The organism is Ruegeria sp. AD2(2025) (genome assembly GCF_056542385.1).
Map to the genome: position 1 here is coordinate 60,364 of NZ_JBQFZS010000006.1, position 15,813 is coordinate 76,176.

Consider the following 15,813-nt stretch of genomic DNA (forward strand, 5'->3'; position numbering starts at 1 on the left):
AATAGCGTATGATTGAAAGCCTAGGTCGGGTCCACATTTACTTCAAGTCTAAAATTTTAAGCTTGAAATAAATGTGACCCTTGGAAAGCCCAGCGGCGGGGACGCCGCCGGATACCGGTCTTATTCGTTTGCTTCGGGCGGCAGAAAATCGACCTCATGCTCGGCCGAGATTTTCACCACCTGCTCGACATCGGTCAGTTCGTGCAATTCCTCGAACAGGTCCTTCAGCCTGCCCATGGGCGAGACCCAGAACAGCGCGCGCGCCGGTTTGTCGGATTTGTTGAAATAGCCATGCGGGATGCCGCGCGGCATCCGCACCAGATCACCGGCATAGGCCTTGGTCCAGACGCCATCCAGTTTCAGGTCCAGCTCGCCCTCTTGCACAAGGATGAACTCGTCCTGCGTGGGGTGGATGTGGACGGGCACAAAATCGCCGGGGTTCGAGTTGGTCTCGAAGGCAAATGTGGTCTCGCAGACTGCCTTGGGGTAATAGACCTGCCCCAGAATGTTCCACGTCGTTTCCTTGTAGCCGACACCGTTTTTGGTGATGCCTTTTTCCAGATCTTTCATCGGGTCCTCCTTGGGTTATGTCATCAGGTTGCTGTGTATTGCGGGGCCGAAGCAAGGAATTCACCATAAGCCGCCGCATCCGGGTACCGAAACTGTTCGGCCAGCGGGTTGCTGCGTTTGGTCTTCGCGGCCCCGATATCGGCCAGCAATTCGTCGAAATGCTTGAAATGGAATGGCGCCGAGCACAGCCCGCCATAGATCTGCGCCGCCGGGCGCTCGTTCCGCCGCCAGTTCAGCATCATCTCGATGTTCTCGGTCATCTCCGCCTCCGAAGGCTGATTGGCCAACTGCCCATCAGCATAGCGCACCAGCCAGTTGGCGATCATTTCAGCCGACAGGATGGTGCAGAAGCTGGAGTTGAAGCCGACAAAACCCATATCCGGCAGATCGGGATTCACCGACAGGCGATAGACCCGGTACTGGCCGTCGGCCTCGATCAGCTTGTCCTGATAGGCCTGCGGCAGATAGGGCACGCCCAGTTTCCACCCCACGGCCAGAACGGCGACGTCGCAGGGTACGACCTCGCCCGTGGTCAGCTTCAGCCCGTCCTCGGTATAGCTGTCGAACGATCCGATGGTGGTCTGCAACTGACCCGCATTCAGCGCCTCGAAGAAACCGGGCGTGACGATGGGAACGGAACACGAGACATCTTTTTCGATCGGAATATCCGGCACCATATTATGCTTCTTCAGACCCAGCTGAAGTTTCAGCATGGTTTCAAGCCCACGGAAATTCGCCCAGACCAGGGGTTTGAACAGCGCAGCAATCGCGCGCTGCGCCGGGGATTTACCCCATTGGTTGAACTGCTGTTCCTGCGCGCGCATGTAAAGCAAGTGTTTGAAGTTGATCCCACCCACGAAGTACGGGATACGCCAGACATTCTCGCGATAGACCAGCCGCACGGATTTCGCGCCGTTCTTGGTGGCGTTCACCGCAATATCAGTCGCAGATTTCGAGCCCCCCAGAACGACAACATCCTTGCCCTGCACAAGGCCGGGATCGGTATATTCCGACGAATGCATCACCTGCCCGCCGCGATCCTGAAACGTCTCCTGACCGGGATGAGAGATGATGTTCTTTTCCGAGAACTGACCGGTGCAGACCGCGACAAAGTCGAAATCTTCGCGTCGTTCCGCACCGTCGGCCTCAACCGTCAGCGTCCAGCCGGGTTGCCCATCGCTGCGCCGCTCCATCGCCTTGATGTTGGTATTCAGCCGAAACAGCCGCGACAGATCGTGTTTTTGCGCGTAAGACAGCAGGTACTCATGCACTTGCGGGCCCTTGGGCCATTCGGGATAGTCCTGCGGCATCGGGTGGTCGGTATAGCAATACAGGTCTTTGGGCGATTGCGTCTGCACATCCGGGTAAGAGCGCGACAATTCCCATACGCCGCCAAAGTCATGGCTGCGTTCAAATCCGGTGACGTCATGCCCCCGTTCAGCAAAGGCCTTGGCCGCGGCCAAGCCGCTGACACCGCCTCCGATCACCGCAACCGATTTGCGTTTTGCTGCGCCTGCCGACATTCACATCCTCCCTGCACGTGCTGCGTATGGATGAGTGTGCACAAGGCGCGTGAAACCGTTTATCCAAAAAACGAACTATTCTGCATCTAAAATGTTCAGGCTTGAAATAAACCGCTTGCCTGCTAGCCTGACCGCAGGAGCTGTGACCTTTGACGCGCGTATTCCAACCCAAGACCTCTGATTTCCTGAACCGATTCCCGTTGCTTCAGACCGGTGATCTGGATGAGGCGCGCAGCTGCGTGGCGCAGAAGTTCTGTGATCATCGGCTGGAACGGGTGGGCCGCAGCCGGTCTTTGGCGGTGACGCATAATCATGTGGCGGGGCGCGATGTCTCGCTGAACTATCTTCATTACGGTGGCGACGTAAGTATTGATCCCGGGCAGTTGGGGTCGTTCTACCTGTTGCAGATACCGTTATCAGGATCGTCCAGCGTCACCCATCGCGGCGAAGAGGTTCTGTCCGATGCGGCAACCGCGACCCTGCTGAACCCCGATCGAGACACCCGGATGATGTGGCAGGCGGACTGTCGCAAGCTGATCCTGCAGGTCGGCAAATCCCACTTGCAAGCGGTCGCGGAAAGCCTCAGCGGTGCGCCATTGCCGGGCCCGGTGCGGTTTGACACACGGGTCGATCTACGGTCGCCAAACGGGGTGCGTCTGAAACGCATGGTGCTGGCCTGTGCTGCTGCCACGGATCGCGGCGATCTGCATCTGGGCAATGGCCAAAGCCGCGATCTGAAGGCCGAGATGGATCTGGCCTATGCGCTGCTGACCCTGCAGCGCAGCAATGTCTCGCACATTCTCGAACAGTCCGACACCGGACCCACCCCGCGCGCCTTGCGGCTGGCGGTTGACTATATCCACGCCAATCTGGCCGAACCGATCACGCTGAACGATATCGCGGCAGAGGCCGGAGTGAATGTGCGCACTTTGCAAAAGGGTTTTCGTCAGCGGTATGGGCTGACACCGATGCAATATCTCAGGAACGCGCGGCTGGATGCGGCGCATTATCAATTGGCGATCCGGCGCGACCGGCCCAGCATCACGCAGGTCGCCTTTGGCAGCGGGTTTTCACATCTGGGCCGGTTCTCGCGAGACTACAAGCAGCGGTTCGGTGTTCTACCCAGCCATAGCGGACCGTAGCATAGGTCAGTCTGAGCGCAGCAGCGTGACCGTCTCGCGGCAGAGCATCCGGTCTGAATCGGCGAGGTCTACGATCACGTCGAAATGGTTCCGCCCTGCGATCTCGGTAGCGGAAACGGATAGGCCCTGCGTCTGCAACGCCTGAGCAAAATCGGCACTCTGACGTTTGAATTCGCGGGTTTCTTCTGCGCCCCAGAAGATCATAACCGGGCAAGCCACTGGCAGCGTCTGGCCCATTGGGCTGTTGCGGGCCGCAGCCTCGGGGCTGAGGTTTAGCCAGCTGTTCGGCTGGCACAGGCGCACAGGTTCCAGATCAAACAGGCCGCTGACGAGAACGGCGCCTTTGATCAGGTTCGATGGCAATCCGAACTGCGCCTGCCAGTCGGTCAGTAGGGCCATTGCCGCCAGATGCGCCCCGGCGGACGAGCCGCAGACGTAAATCCGGTCCGGGTTGATCCCAAGTGCGGTTGACTGCTGATGGATAGAGGCCAGCGCGCGGCGCACCTGATCTACTATCTGATCCAGTGTCACGGCGGGCGCCAGGGTGTATTCCACAACCGCAACGGCGATGCCTGCATTCACCATGGATTGCGCCATGAATGCACTGTCGGATCGCCCCAGAAACCGCCAGTATCCGCCATGCAGAAAGACCAGCACCGGCGCGCCGTCTCCGGCGGGAAAAAGATCGAACCGTTCGTCGGGATGATCGCCATAGGGCAGATCGCGGATCACCCGGCAACGGGCATAGGCCTGATTGCTCAGCGCGCGATAGCGCCGCATCTCTGCGTCGAAATCGCTGACCGAGGCGCGGGCGTTATATTCCCGCTCGAGGGTTTGCTGATCCATGTCCCGATAGACCGGCATCCGGGTCAGACCCCCAGATAGGTTTCTGCGAAATCCGGTGTGGCGCGCATGGCGGCTATATCGCCATGCCATGCGATCTGTCCCTTGAGCACGACATAGGCGTAATCGGCCACCGGCGCCATTTCATCCAGGTTCTTGTCGATCACCAGGGTGGTCTGACCTTCGGCTTTCAACTCGGTCAGAATCTCCCAGATTTCATGGCGGATCAGCGGGGCGAGGCCTTCGGTCGCCTCGTCCAGGATCAGAAGGCGCGGGTTGGTCATCAGCGCCCGCCCGATGGCCAGCATTTGCTGCTCACCCCCCGACAGGGAATCCCCCATCTGCCCGGCCCGTTCGCGCAGGCGGGGGAACAGGTTGAACACTCGCTCTAACGTCCAGGGCTGCGTCGCATCGCGGCGGGTGCGGGCGGTGGCGATCAGGTTCTCGCGCACGGTCAGGGTTGGAAAAATCTGACGACCCTCGGGCACCAGCGCAACACCGGCCTGACCGATCTGATGCGGCTTCAGCTGCGTAATGTCCTGACCGTCCAGCCGGACCGCGCCTGACAAGGCCGGGGTCAGCCCGGTGATCGCCCGCACGGTCGTCGTCTTGCCCATCCCGTTGCGGCCCATCATCGCGACCAACTGCCCTTGGCGCAGTTCCAGATCAATACCGAACAGCACTTTGGACGAGCCGTAAGCGGCATGGAGATTCTCAGCCTGCAACATCACACAGCCCCATCGTGAAACTCATGCCCGCCCAGATAGGCCTGCTGCACGTCAGGGTCCTGCCGGATCGCCCGAGGTGTGTCGCTGGCGATCACCTTGCCATAGACCAGAACCGAGACCTTGTCGGCCAGACCGAACACCACATCCATGTCATGTTCGACCAGCAGCATGGTGATATCGCCCCGCAACCCGTCCAGCAGGGCGGTGATCTGGCGGCTTTCTTCCGCCCCCATGCCTGCCATCGGCTCATCCAGAAGCAGTAGCTTGGGGCGGGCGGCCAGAGCCATTGCGATCTCGACCTGCCGTTTCTGCCCATGGGCCAGATTGCGGGTGACGGTTTCGGCCTCTGCCCCAAGAGCTACGCGTTCGAGGATGCCCATCGCCTCGGCGCGTTCCGCCTTGTCGGCGGTGGCGGGGCGGAACAGGCGGAACACCTGATGGTTCATGGATTGCAGCACAAGGCAGACATTTTCGATCACCGTGAGGTCGGGGAACACCGAGGTCACCTGAAAGCTGCGCACCAGCCCGGCATGGGGGCGCAGATGCGCTGGCATGGCCAGCAGGTCCTGCCCGTCGAAGCTGATCGAACCCGAAGTCGGCGTCAAATAGCCTGAAATCTGAGCGATCAACGTCGTCTTGCCCGCCCCGTTGGGGCCGATCAGCGCGTGGATCGTGCCCTTTTCGACATCCAATGACACGTTGTTGGTCGCCGTCAGCGCTCCGAAATTCTTGCACAGGTTACGGATCTGCAGCATTGCCTACTCCTTCGCCCGGAACAGCAGGCCGTAGATGCCGGATTTGGCAAACAGCACGATCAGGATCAGGATCGGCCCCAGCACGAACCGCCAGTGTTCGCTGAGCAGGTCCAGCCCGATGGAATGCAGGATCAGGGGCAGGAACTCTTCCAGCAGCAGAAAGACGATGGTGCCCAGCACCGGGCCCAGCAGGGTGCCGATGCCGCCCAGAATGACCACGATCATCAGATCGCCCGACCGGGTCCAATGGGTGAGGGCGGGGCTGACGAACTCGGTGTGGTTGGCCGAAAGCGCCCCGGCCAGCCCGGCCCCGGCCCCGGCGATGACAAAGATCAGCAGCTTGGCGGTGTAGGGCTGGATTCCGATCGAGGACAAGCGCGCCTCATTCTGGCGGATCGCCTGCAGGGTGCGGCCGAATTTCGACGCCACCAGCCTGCGACAGAACCAGAAGAATGCGATCAGGCAGGTCAGACAGAAATAGTAGAAGGATATGCGATCATTCAGGTCCAGCCCGGGCAGGGTATTTCGCCCGTCAAACATCATCATTCCGTCATCGCCGCCATATTTCTCAAGCGACACGAACAGAAAGAACAGCATTTGCCCGAAACTGAGCGTGATCATGATGAAATAGACGCCCTTGGTCCGTAAGGACAGGGCACCGATAGCCAGCGCAACAAGGGCGGACAAACCCACCGCCAGTGGCAGTACGATCAGACCGGAGAGTGTGCCCGGCAGGCCAAAGAACGTGTCGCCCTCGTACGCGTGAAAGGACAGGATGCCGACCGTGTAGGCTCCGACCCCCAGAAACGCCGCATGGCCAAAGGACACCAGCCCGGTATAGCCTATCAGCAGGTCAAGGCTGATGGCGGCGATGGCGAAGATCACCAGACGGGTGGCGGTCGAGATCAGATAGGACGAGCCCGCCGCCTGCAACAGAAACGGCAGCACCAGCAGGGCGAATACGCCAAGGGCGAAGACTTTGGGGAGGTGACGTTCGCTGATCATGAGGCCCGTCCGGCAACCGGGAACAGCCCCGTGGGTTTCAGTACAAGCACGATCACCATCAGCAGGTAGATCGACATCGAAGACAGCCCCGCCGCAATCCCGCTGGCAGAGGCCGGGTCCAGAAACGCACCCAGGATCGAAGGCAGAAACGACCGCCCCATGGTATCGACGATGCCCACGGTCAATGCCCCGAACAGCGCGCCACGGATCGAACCGATGCCGCCGATCACGATACAGACAAAGCACAGGATCAGCAGGTTCTCACCCATCCCGACCTCGACCGAGGTCAGCGGACCGGCCATCGCTCCGGCCAGACCGGCAAACATGGCACCGACGACGAAGATCGCGGTGTTCAGCCCGTCGATATTGACGCCCAGTTGCTGCACGATCTCACGGTTGGTCGTGCCCGCCCGGATCTGCATCCCGACCCGCGTTCGGGTGATGATGAACCACAGGATGGCCGCGACGATCAGGCCGGAAGCAATGATCGCCAGACGGTAAAGCGGGTACGAGAACACGCCGAACAATTCGACACTGCCGGATAGGGCGGCAGGCACGTCGACAAATTGCGGTGTCCGGCCCATCAGCATTGTGGTGCCTTCGTTGATGAACAGGATCAGCCCGAAGGTCGCCAGCACCTGATCCAGATGATCGCGGGTGTAGAGCGGTCGGATGATCAGGACCTCGATCAGCAGCGCCGCCAGCGCGGTGACAGGCAGGCACAGGATCAAGCCGATCCAGAATGATCCCGTCGCGCCTGAGATCAGGGCGATCGAATAGGCTCCGATCATGAACAGGGAACCATGGGCCAGGTTGATGATGCTCATGAAACCGAACACCAGGGTCAGCCCGGCCGAGACCAGAAACAGGAACATGCCCAGCTGGATGCCGTTCAGGAACTGCTCGAAAACAAGCTGAGACACGTCTTGGGGTACCTGTTGGGAAGGGGTGCGTTCAGGACCGGCATATCGTGGACAGGCCGGTCCCTGTTGTCAGGTTGCGATTACAGCTTGCAATCGCCGACATAGGCGTCGGCATGATCCTCGGCGATGATGCCGGTGACCTTGTTGCGGAACTGGCCGTCTTCTTCGACCACAACGCGGCTATACCAGTTCTGAACCGGGTGGTTGTTCGAGTTGAACCGGAACGGGCCGCGCACCGAGTCGAAATCGGCTGCACGCAAGGCCTCGCGGAAGCCATCCATATCTTCGGTCACCTTGCCGCCTGTTGCCTTGAGCGCGCTGGAGATCAGGCGCGCGGTGTCATAGCCCTGGCTGGCATAGACGGTGGGTAGACGGTCATATTTCTCGGCAAAGCCCGCGACAAAGGCTTTGTTCGCCTCGTTGTCCAGATCGTGGTTCCAGTGTGAGCTGTTGGCCACGCCCACCATGGATTCCCCCACGGCCCGCAGGATGTTGATATCCGCCGATGGTGCGGCCAGTACCAGTGGCACGTCGGCGCGCAAACCAGCCTGATCATATTGCTTCATAAAGTTGATGCCCATGCCGCCGGGCAGGAAGTGGAACACCATCTCTGGATCGGCGGCGCGGATCTTGGCGATCTCGGCAGCATAGTCGGTCTGGCCCAGTTGAGTGTAGGTCTCGCCCACGATCTCACCATCGAAAAAGCGCTTGAACCCCGCCAAAGCGTCCTTGCCCGCCTGATAGTTCGGCGCGAGGATATAGGCGTTCTTGTAGCCTAGGTTATTCGCGTTGATCCCTGCAGATTCGTGCAGCGAGTCGTTCTGCCACGAGGCCACGAAATAGTTCTCGTGGCATTTGCTGCCCGCAAATTGCGAAGGCCCCGAATTGGGTGAGATGTAGAACCGGTCCGCCCGCAGGGTCAGTGGAGCCACAACGGGGGCGATGTTCGAAAAGATGACGCCGGTCATAATCTCGACCTCATCGCGTTCCAGAAAACGTTCGGCAATCGCGCGCCCGTTTTCGGGCTTCAGCCCGTCATCTTCGACCAGAACCTCGACCGGGACGCCGCCCAGTGTGCCGCCTTCTTCCTCGATGGCCAGCATGAAGCCGTCACGCACATCCGCACCCAGATACCCCGCCGGACCCGACAGGGTAGTGATCATGCCGATCTTGAGGTCTTCGGCAAATGCCGCCGTAGACGACAGCATCAGACCGGCTAACAGCCCAAGTTTCATGGTCCTCATTTCAATCTCCCTATTGTTGCGTACTGCGGTTTATACCGCTTTTTGTTGAAACCTTATGCGTTCCAGTAATTATTTCAAGCCTAAACATTCAAGCTTAAAGCTTCACCCAACCCTCCGGTGGCTTTCCCTTGCCGGGGTGCAAGGTGCCGCATTTGGGGCAGGTGCGCGCCTCGGTGCTGTTGTGGAACGCGTCATAGATTTTGGGCAGGGCGGTTACGATACCTTCGGGGCCATCAAGCGCGACTTCTTCGCGGTGTACCAGGCTTTCGCAGTTGAAGCAGAACCATTCGAAGCCCTCTTTCATGCCCGGCTGGCGCGGGGCTTCGACGACGATGCCGACCGATCCTTCCTGCGGGCGCTGAGGGGCGTGGCGGACATGCGGGGGCAGCATAAATACCTCGCCCTCGCGCACCGGTACGTCATAGATTTTGCCCCCCTCGGCGATTTTCAGCATCATGTCGCCCTTTTGCTGAAAGAACCATTCCTCGACCGGGTCATCATGGAAATCAACCCGGGTGTTGGGGCCGCCGACGACCATGACGATCATGTCGCCTTCCTTGTGCAGCAACTGATTGCCCACCGGCGGGCGCAACTTGTCGGCGTTATCCTCGACCCATTTCTTGAAGTTGAAAGGCTTCAGCGTCGGATGCAGGGGCATGATCTCCTCCGGATTAGGCAGCGTCGCAGCTGGACCCGTGGGTCCTGATATGAAAGCCTAGAGGAGACCCGCGCAAGGAAATATTTGTTTCAGAGAAACTGGATATCACCTTTCATGATATCTGGGGCGTTTGAGCTGCCGGTCAAAGACGCAGCCCGCATCCCTCGAAGGCGGCGGCGATATCGGCCTTTTCGGCGTCGGTCAGTTCCAGCATCGGATGTCGAACCCGACCACCCGTCTGGCCCAGCAAATCCTGCCAGTATTTGCTGTGGGCGGTCGGCTTGCCGCCGGGTTTGGTGCGACGGATCGCATCGCGGACCGGGTTCAGGCTGTCACGCACACGCCGGGCGGCGTCGAACTGTCCGGCAAAGGCCAGTTCGGTATATTCATGCATCCGCCGGTCGTTCCGGGTTTGCAGCAGATAGGGCGGAGAGGAACACAGGTACAGCTGCCAGCCCAGTTCTTCGATGTTGTCCAACCAGTCGTCTTCTGCCGAGGTTGAGACCAGAATCCTGTCGCCGGCCATTTGGGTCAGCCGCGCATACATCTCGCGCGGGACCGAGTATTTGATGGCCATGATGTTGGGCAGTTCGGCAATCCGCGCGCAGGTCTCCGGCTCCATCAGATAGCCGCAATCGGGGTGGCTCCACATGGCGATGCCGATGTCCAGCCGGTCGCAGAGGTATTTGTAATACTGGTAAAGAACCTCATCCCGGTCGTGGCAGAAGCTGAGCATCGGCGTGTGCACCACCACATAGTCGGCACCGCACTCCTGCGCATGACGGCCCAGGTCCAGCACTGTGTCGACCGACTGATCCGAGATCGACATGATTGTCCCGGCTTTGCCCGCGCATTCCTCAACCGCAATCGTCATGTTGCGCTTGCGTTCTTCCAGAGACATCGACCAGAACTCGCCCTGCTTGCCGGCGATGAACAGGCCCTGAATGCTCAGATCGTCGATCCAGTGGCGGATGTTGCGGCGCAGCGCGGCCTCGTCCAGTGCAAGATCGGCGTCAAACGGGTTCAGCGCTGCGGCCCAGATCCCGCGCATGGTCTCGCGCGCATAAGCTTTGGCTTCGTGTTTGGCGTATTGCATTGCGCGGGCTCCGTCTTTGCTGGTTTGGGCATAAAGGCGCGGGGCAGGGGTGGAATGCCAATCCATTGCGCTAATATGGCTATCCGAAAATACTATACCCAGCGACACTTGATTTCATATATCTGGTGTCAAAGGCAGGAGGATACATGAAGATCGGAGTCATCGGCGAAGGCGCAATCGGGCGGTATGTCTGCGACCATCTGGGCCTGCCCCATGTCCTGCTGGTGCGGCCCGGCAAAGTGAAAGCCGGTGATACCCCGGAGGTTCAGCGAGTGGCGGAGGTGGCGGATCTGCCTGCCGACATCGATCTCATGGTGGATTGCGCAGGCCATTCGGCATTGATCGAACATGGCCCGGCGATCCTTGAACGCGGCATGGATCTGGTGACCGTTTCGGTTGGTGCGCTGGCGGATGCGGGGCTGCATGACAGGCTGCAGCGCGCGGCACAGGCGGGGCGCGCGCGGCTGATCCTGGCCAGCGGCGCGATCGGGGCGCTGGACTGTCTTGCCGCCGCCCGCATCGGCGGGCTGAGCGAGGTGGTCTATACCGGGCGCAAACCGCCGTCTGGGTGGAAAGGATCACCCGCCGAGGATCACATCGACCTTGAGGCCCTGACCGATCCCGCAACCCATTTCGAGGGGGACGCGCGGCAGGCGGCGCTACGCTATCCCAAGAACGCCAACGTCGCGGCGGCGGTGGCGCTGGCCGGGGCGGGGTTCGAAGCGACGCGGGTGCGGCTGGTGGCCGATCCGTCGATCACCGCCAATATCCACGAAATCCACGCCAGCGGCGCGTTTGGATCGTTCTCCTTCCGTATCGAAGGCCGCGCCTTGCCGGATAATCCGCGCAGCTCTGCCCTCGCCGCGATGAGCGCGGTGGCGGCCATCGTGCGGGAAAAGTCCGACATCGTCATCTGAGGTCACAGCCATGGTCACCCGTCACAATCGCATCGTCGACCGCGCCCTGACGCGCCTGAAACTGCGGCAGCTTCGGCTGTTGGTGGCGGTGGGGCAGCGCGGCAGCATTCAGAACGCGGCGCGCGATCTGGGCATATCCCAACCTGCCGCGACCAAGATGATTCAGGATCTGGAGCTTGATTTCGAGGTCAAGCTGTTCGACCGCACCAATCGCGGCGTCGTGCCGACGGTGTTTGGCGAAACGCTGATCCGGCATGGCAAGCTGATCTTTGCGCAGGTCTCGAACGCCGCGCAGGAGTTGGATGATCTGAACGAAGGCAACAGCGGGCGCGTGGTGGTGGGGACGCTGCTGGCGGCCTCTCCGGCGTTGTTGCCGCTGGCGGTGGGGCAGATTCTGAAGGATCGCCCGAACGTGGCGATCAAGATTGCCGAGGGTACGAACGAGGTGTTGATGCCGGGCCTGCTGTCCGGCGAGATCGACATCGTGGTGGGCCGCCTGCCCAGCCACCGCCACCGGGCCAAGATCGTGCAAGAGACGTTTTTTGACGAACGGGTCATCGCCGTTGTCGGGCCTCAGCATCCCCTGGCCGGTGCGCCGGGTGTGGAGTTCGAACAACTCAAGGCCCATAGCTGGATTCTGCCCCCGGCCGAGACCACGCTGCGCCGTCAGACCGACCAGTATTTCGTCAAGCAGGGTCAGTTCACCCCCGATATCGCCATCGAGTCGGTTTCGTACCTTGCCAACCGCGCGTTGCTGCGCAGCCATGGGTTCGTGGGGTTGATGCCCGCCCATGTCGCGGCCCCGGATATCGAGCGCGGGGTGCTGGCCCGGGTCGACTGGCCGGTGCCCTTCGGTGCGGGTCCGGTCGGGGCCTCGCATCGGGGCGAGGCATCCCTGTCACCGGCGGGTGCTGCGTTCCTGCAGGCGCTGCGCACGGCGGCGTGCCAAATGAAAGAGGCGCAGGCGACGGGCTGATATCAGCCAAACGGATATCAGTATTTGCTCAATTCAATTGTATCGGGGTGCACCGGCATGAAACCTTGCCGCAACAGGCGAATGCGAGGGCCCCCATGAGCATCTATCCCGACCTGCAACTTTATATCGACGGCGCATGGCGGAAGACCCCCGAGACTCTGCCTGTTCTCAATCCCGCGACTGAGGAAGAGATCGGCCGTCTACCTCATGCACGGCTGGGCGATCTGGACGATGCGCTGCAGGCGGCCGAGGCCGGGTTTCGCATCTGGCGCAAGACCGCCCCCCGGGACCGCGCTGATGTTTTGCTGAAAGCGGCTGCCCTGATGCGCCAGCGTCAGGAAGAGATCGCGCAGTCGATCACCGCCGAGCATGGCAAACCTCTGGCGCAGGCCCGGCTTGAGGTGATCCGGGGGTGCGAATTTTTCGAATGGGATGCGGGCGAGGCGGTGCGAACCTATGGCCGGGTGATCCCCTCGGCCCCCGGTGTGCGCTATGTGGTGCATCACCAGCCCATCGGTGTGACGCTGGGACTGTCGCCGTGGAATTTCCCCATGAGCCAGCCTGCCCGCAAGATCGCCGGGGCGCTGGCCTCGGGCTGCTCCATCATCCTCAAGGCCGCCGAAGAGACGCCGGCGGGCGCGCTACATATCGCTCGGGCTTTCCACGATGCGGGCCTGCCCAAAGGGGTGTTGAATCTGGTCTTCGGTACCCCGGCGGATATCTCGACCCATCTGATCCGGCAGGATCCGGTGCGGCTTGTCGCTTTTACCGGTTCCACCGTGGTGGGCCGCCACCTGTCCGCTCTGGCAGCGCAACACGACACCCGGGCGCTGATGGAACTGGGCGGGCACGCCCCCGTCATCGTCTGCGAAGATACCGATGTCGAGCGCGCGGCGCTCTGCGGCGCGGTGCGCAAATACCGCAACGCCGGGCAGGTCTGCACCTCGCCCACGCGCTTTTTCGTGCATGAGAGCATCTTTGACAGGTTCCTGAGCACCTTTGCCGAACGCGCTGCGGCAACGGTGGTGGGCAACGGGGTCGAGCCGGGCGTCGAAATGGGGCCGCTGGCCAATGCCCGCCGGGTGCCTGCGCTGCTTAAACTGATTGAGGACGCCCGCGCCAAGGGCGCGCAGGTGCTGACCGGCGGCGCGGCCATCGGCCCGAAGGGTCACTTCCTGCAGCCGACGGTTCTGGCCAACGTGCCCGAGACGGCGCGGGTCATGCACGAAGAACCGTTCGGCCCGTTGGCGGTGATCAACCCGGTGGCCACGCTGGACGAGGCGATCCGGCAGGCCAATGCGGTGCCTTACGGGCTTGCTGCATATGGGTTTACCAACCGGGCCGACTACATCGATCAGATGACGGATGACGTTGAGGCGGGCAACATCTCGTTCAACACGCTGGAGGCGTCGTTGCCAGAAACCCCTTTCGGCGGTGTCAAAGCCAGCGGCTCGGGCCGCGAGGGCGGGACGGAGGGGCTCGAGAACTACCAGATCGTGAAGAATATCTCGCATAGCATGAGGATCGTATGACGCGTTCGCGTCTCCTGTGACCTGATGCCTGAATTTGCGATTGGCGCCCGCTGCAAGCCACAGAACGTAGACCAAAAAACTGGTTGCGCTAAATGTGGAAGTGATGGCGCTAACCGTGCCAAAACCCGCTGGGCAGCCGTTGAACTTGCATGTTACTGTCCCGCCGCACAGGCTGAATCATCAGCCCGGACCAGCCGGTATGCACCGTCTCACCATGACGCGCCGCGCCGCAAGAGGAGAATGAGAACGATGTCATCTGGACGGGTTAACCCGCAATTCCGGCTTGAAGATCAGGGGATTACGGGGTTGGGGAATGTCCACTACAACCTGATGCAATCCGCGCTGGTCGAAGCCGCCCTGGAACGCAACGAAGGCGAGATGGGGCAGGGCGGGGCGCTGTTGGTCAGCACCGGGGAATTCACCGGCCGCTCGCCCAAGGACAAGTTCACCGTGCGCAACGCCACCACCGAAAACGACATCTGGTGGGAGAACAATGCGCCGATGGATCCCGAGCCGTTCGACCGGCTCTACGAGGACATGCTGGCTCATATGGAGGGACGGGATTATTTCGTTCAGGATCTGATCGCAGGGGCCGACCCGCGCCACAGCATCAAGGTGCGTGTCATCAACGAGCTGGCCTGGCATAACCTGTTCATCCGCTACATGCTGCGCCGGCCCGACCGCGAGGATCTGGACGATTTCGTCAGCGACTACACCATCATCAACTGCCCCAGTTTCAAGGCCGATCCCGCGCGGCATGGCTGCAACTCGGAAACCGTGATCGCCGTCAATATCGAGAAAAAGCTGATCCTGATCGGCAATACCGAATATGCGGGCGAGAATAAGAAATCCGCCTTTGGGCTGATGAACTTTCTGCTGCCCGAGAAAGGCGTCATGCCGATGCATTGCTCGGCTAACCACGCTAACGGAAACCCCCAGGATTCAGCGGTGTTTTTCGGCCTCAGCGGCACCGGCAAGACCACCTTGTCGGCGGACCCGAACCGCACGCTCTTAGGGGATGACGAACATGGTTGGTCCGACCGCGGGGTCTTTAACTTCGAGGGCGGGTGTTACGCCAAGACCATCAACCTGAGCGCCGAGGCCGAGCCCGAGATCTATGCCACTTGTTCCATGTTCGGGACCGTGATCGAAAACATGGTCTATGACGAGGACACGCGTGAACTGGACTATCAGGATACCAGCCTGACGGAAAACATGCGCTGCGCCTATCCGCTGGACTATATCCCCAATGCCTCGCAAAGCGGGCAGGGGGGGCATCCGAAGAATGTCATCATGCTGACCTGCGACGCCTTTGGTGTCATGCCGCCGATTGCCCGGCTGACCCCGGATCAGGCGATGTATCACTTCCTGCTGGGCTTTACCGCCAAGATGGCCGGAACCGAACGCGGCCTGACCGAGCCGCAGCCGGTCTTTTCCACCTGTTTCGGCGCCCCCTTCATGCCGCGCCGCCCCGAGGTCTACGGCAAGCTGCTGCGCGACAAGATCATCGAACATGGCTCGACCTGCTGGATCGTCAACTCGGGTTGGACCGGTGGGGCCTACGGGATCGGCTCGCGGATGCCGATCCGCGCGACCCGGGCCCTGCTCAGCTCGGCTCTGGACGGATCGTTGGACAATGTGGAATACCGCAAGGACCCGAATTTCGGCTTTGATGTTCCCGTTGCTGCGCCCGGCGTTGCCGAGGTGCTGCTGAACCCGCGCCGCACCTGGGACGACCCCGAGGCATATGACCGGCAGGCCGCCAAACTGGTGAAGATGTTTGCCGACAATTTCGAGCAGTATCTGCCTTATGTCGGGGATGAGCTGAAAGAGGTGGTCGTCGGGTAAGACGCCCCCAAGAAGTCACAAGCCCGGCCCTCCAAGGCCGGGCTTTTTCATCG

Annotated in this window: 15 protein-coding genes; 5 read left to right on the forward strand and 10 right to left on the reverse strand. The window is 61.0% G+C overall.

Features of this window, described 5'->3' with window-relative positions:
• Positions 1-120: 120 nt before the first annotated feature.
• Both ACR1XV_RS13595 and ACR1XV_RS13600 read right to left on the reverse strand, forming a co-directional pair.
• Positions 121-570, reverse strand: coding sequence for a cupin domain-containing protein (locus ACR1XV_RS13595; RefSeq protein WP_480532185.1), 450 nt, complete (start codon positions 568-570; stop codon positions 121-123).
• 23 nt (positions 571-593) lie between these two features.
• Complete coding sequence (locus ACR1XV_RS13600; RefSeq protein ID WP_480532187.1) at positions 594-2,093, reverse strand: flavin-containing monooxygenase; 1,500 nt, start codon at positions 2,091-2,093, stop codon at positions 594-596.
• Positions 2,094-2,242: 149 nt separating this feature from the next.
• On the opposite strand from ACR1XV_RS13600, the gene ACR1XV_RS13605 reads away from it, so the two are divergent.
• Positions 2,243-3,235: an AraC family transcriptional regulator gene (locus tag ACR1XV_RS13605; protein ID WP_480532189.1), complete on the forward strand. Its 993-nt coding sequence runs from the start codon at positions 2,243-2,245 to the stop codon at positions 3,233-3,235.
• A 6-nt stretch (positions 3,236-3,241) separates the two neighbouring features.
• Here ACR1XV_RS13605 and ACR1XV_RS13610 read toward each other — a convergent pair whose 3' ends face one another.
• From ACR1XV_RS13610 to ACR1XV_RS13645, 8 genes are all read right to left on the reverse strand, one after another.
• Positions 3,242-4,171, reverse strand: a complete 930-nt coding sequence (locus ACR1XV_RS13610; RefSeq protein ID WP_480532191.1) for an alpha/beta hydrolase — start codon at positions 4,169-4,171, stop codon at positions 3,242-3,244.
• Positions 4,105-4,806, reverse strand: coding sequence for an ABC transporter ATP-binding protein (locus ACR1XV_RS13615; protein WP_480532193.1), 702 nt, complete (start codon positions 4,804-4,806; stop codon positions 4,105-4,107). The genes ACR1XV_RS13610 and ACR1XV_RS13615 overlap by 67 nt, the downstream gene beginning before the upstream one ends.
• On the reverse strand, positions 4,806-5,561 hold the full coding sequence (locus ACR1XV_RS13620; RefSeq protein WP_480532195.1) for an ABC transporter ATP-binding protein: 756 nt from the start codon (positions 5,559-5,561) through the stop codon (positions 4,806-4,808). Before ACR1XV_RS13620 ends, ACR1XV_RS13615 begins: the two co-directional genes overlap by 1 nt.
• 3 nt (positions 5,562-5,564) lie before the next feature.
• Positions 5,565-6,566 carry a branched-chain amino acid ABC transporter permease gene (locus ACR1XV_RS13625; RefSeq protein WP_480532197.1) on the reverse strand — a complete coding sequence of 334 codons (1,002 nt, stop codon included), beginning with the start codon at positions 6,564-6,566 and terminating at the stop codon, positions 5,565-5,567.
• Positions 6,563-7,489: a branched-chain amino acid ABC transporter permease gene (locus tag ACR1XV_RS13630; RefSeq protein ID WP_480532199.1), complete on the reverse strand. Its 927-nt coding sequence runs from the start codon at positions 7,487-7,489 to the stop codon at positions 6,563-6,565. The genes ACR1XV_RS13625 and ACR1XV_RS13630 overlap by 4 nt, the downstream gene beginning before the upstream one ends.
• 80 nt (positions 7,490-7,569) lie before the next feature.
• Positions 7,570-8,733, reverse strand: coding sequence for an ABC transporter substrate-binding protein (locus tag ACR1XV_RS13635; RefSeq protein WP_480532201.1), 1,164 nt, complete (start codon positions 8,731-8,733; stop codon positions 7,570-7,572).
• A 94-nt stretch (positions 8,734-8,827) separates the two neighbouring features.
• Positions 8,828-9,391, reverse strand: coding sequence for a 3-hydroxyanthranilate 3,4-dioxygenase (locus ACR1XV_RS13640; RefSeq protein ID WP_480532203.1), 564 nt, complete (start codon positions 9,389-9,391; stop codon positions 8,828-8,830).
• Positions 9,392-9,533: 142 nt separating this feature from the next.
• Positions 9,534-10,487, reverse strand: a complete 954-nt coding sequence (locus ACR1XV_RS13645) for a dihydrodipicolinate synthase family protein (RefSeq protein ID WP_480532205.1) — start codon at positions 10,485-10,487, stop codon at positions 9,534-9,536.
• A 146-nt stretch (positions 10,488-10,633) separates the two neighbouring features.
• On the opposite strand from ACR1XV_RS13645, the gene ACR1XV_RS13650 reads away from it, so the two are divergent.
• From ACR1XV_RS13650 to ACR1XV_RS13665, 4 genes are all read left to right on the forward strand, one after another.
• On the forward strand, positions 10,634-11,404 hold the full coding sequence (locus ACR1XV_RS13650; RefSeq protein WP_480532207.1) for an aspartate dehydrogenase: 771 nt from the start codon (positions 10,634-10,636) through the stop codon (positions 11,402-11,404).
• Between the two features lie 10 nt (positions 11,405-11,414).
• Complete coding sequence (locus tag ACR1XV_RS13655; RefSeq protein ID WP_480532209.1) at positions 11,415-12,380, forward strand: LysR substrate-binding domain-containing protein; 966 nt, start codon at positions 11,415-11,417, stop codon at positions 12,378-12,380.
• Between the two features lie 95 nt (positions 12,381-12,475).
• The gene (locus tag ACR1XV_RS13660) at positions 12,476-13,912 is read left to right on the forward strand and encodes an NAD-dependent succinate-semialdehyde dehydrogenase (RefSeq protein WP_480532211.1); all 1,437 of its coding nucleotides are present in this window, start codon (positions 12,476-12,478) and stop codon (positions 13,910-13,912) included.
• A gap of 249 nt (positions 13,913-14,161) precedes the next feature.
• Entirely contained in the window at positions 14,162-15,760 is a 1,599-nt protein-coding gene (locus tag ACR1XV_RS13665) for a phosphoenolpyruvate carboxykinase (RefSeq protein WP_480532213.1), read from the forward strand.
• Positions 15,761-15,813 lie beyond the last annotated feature (53 nt).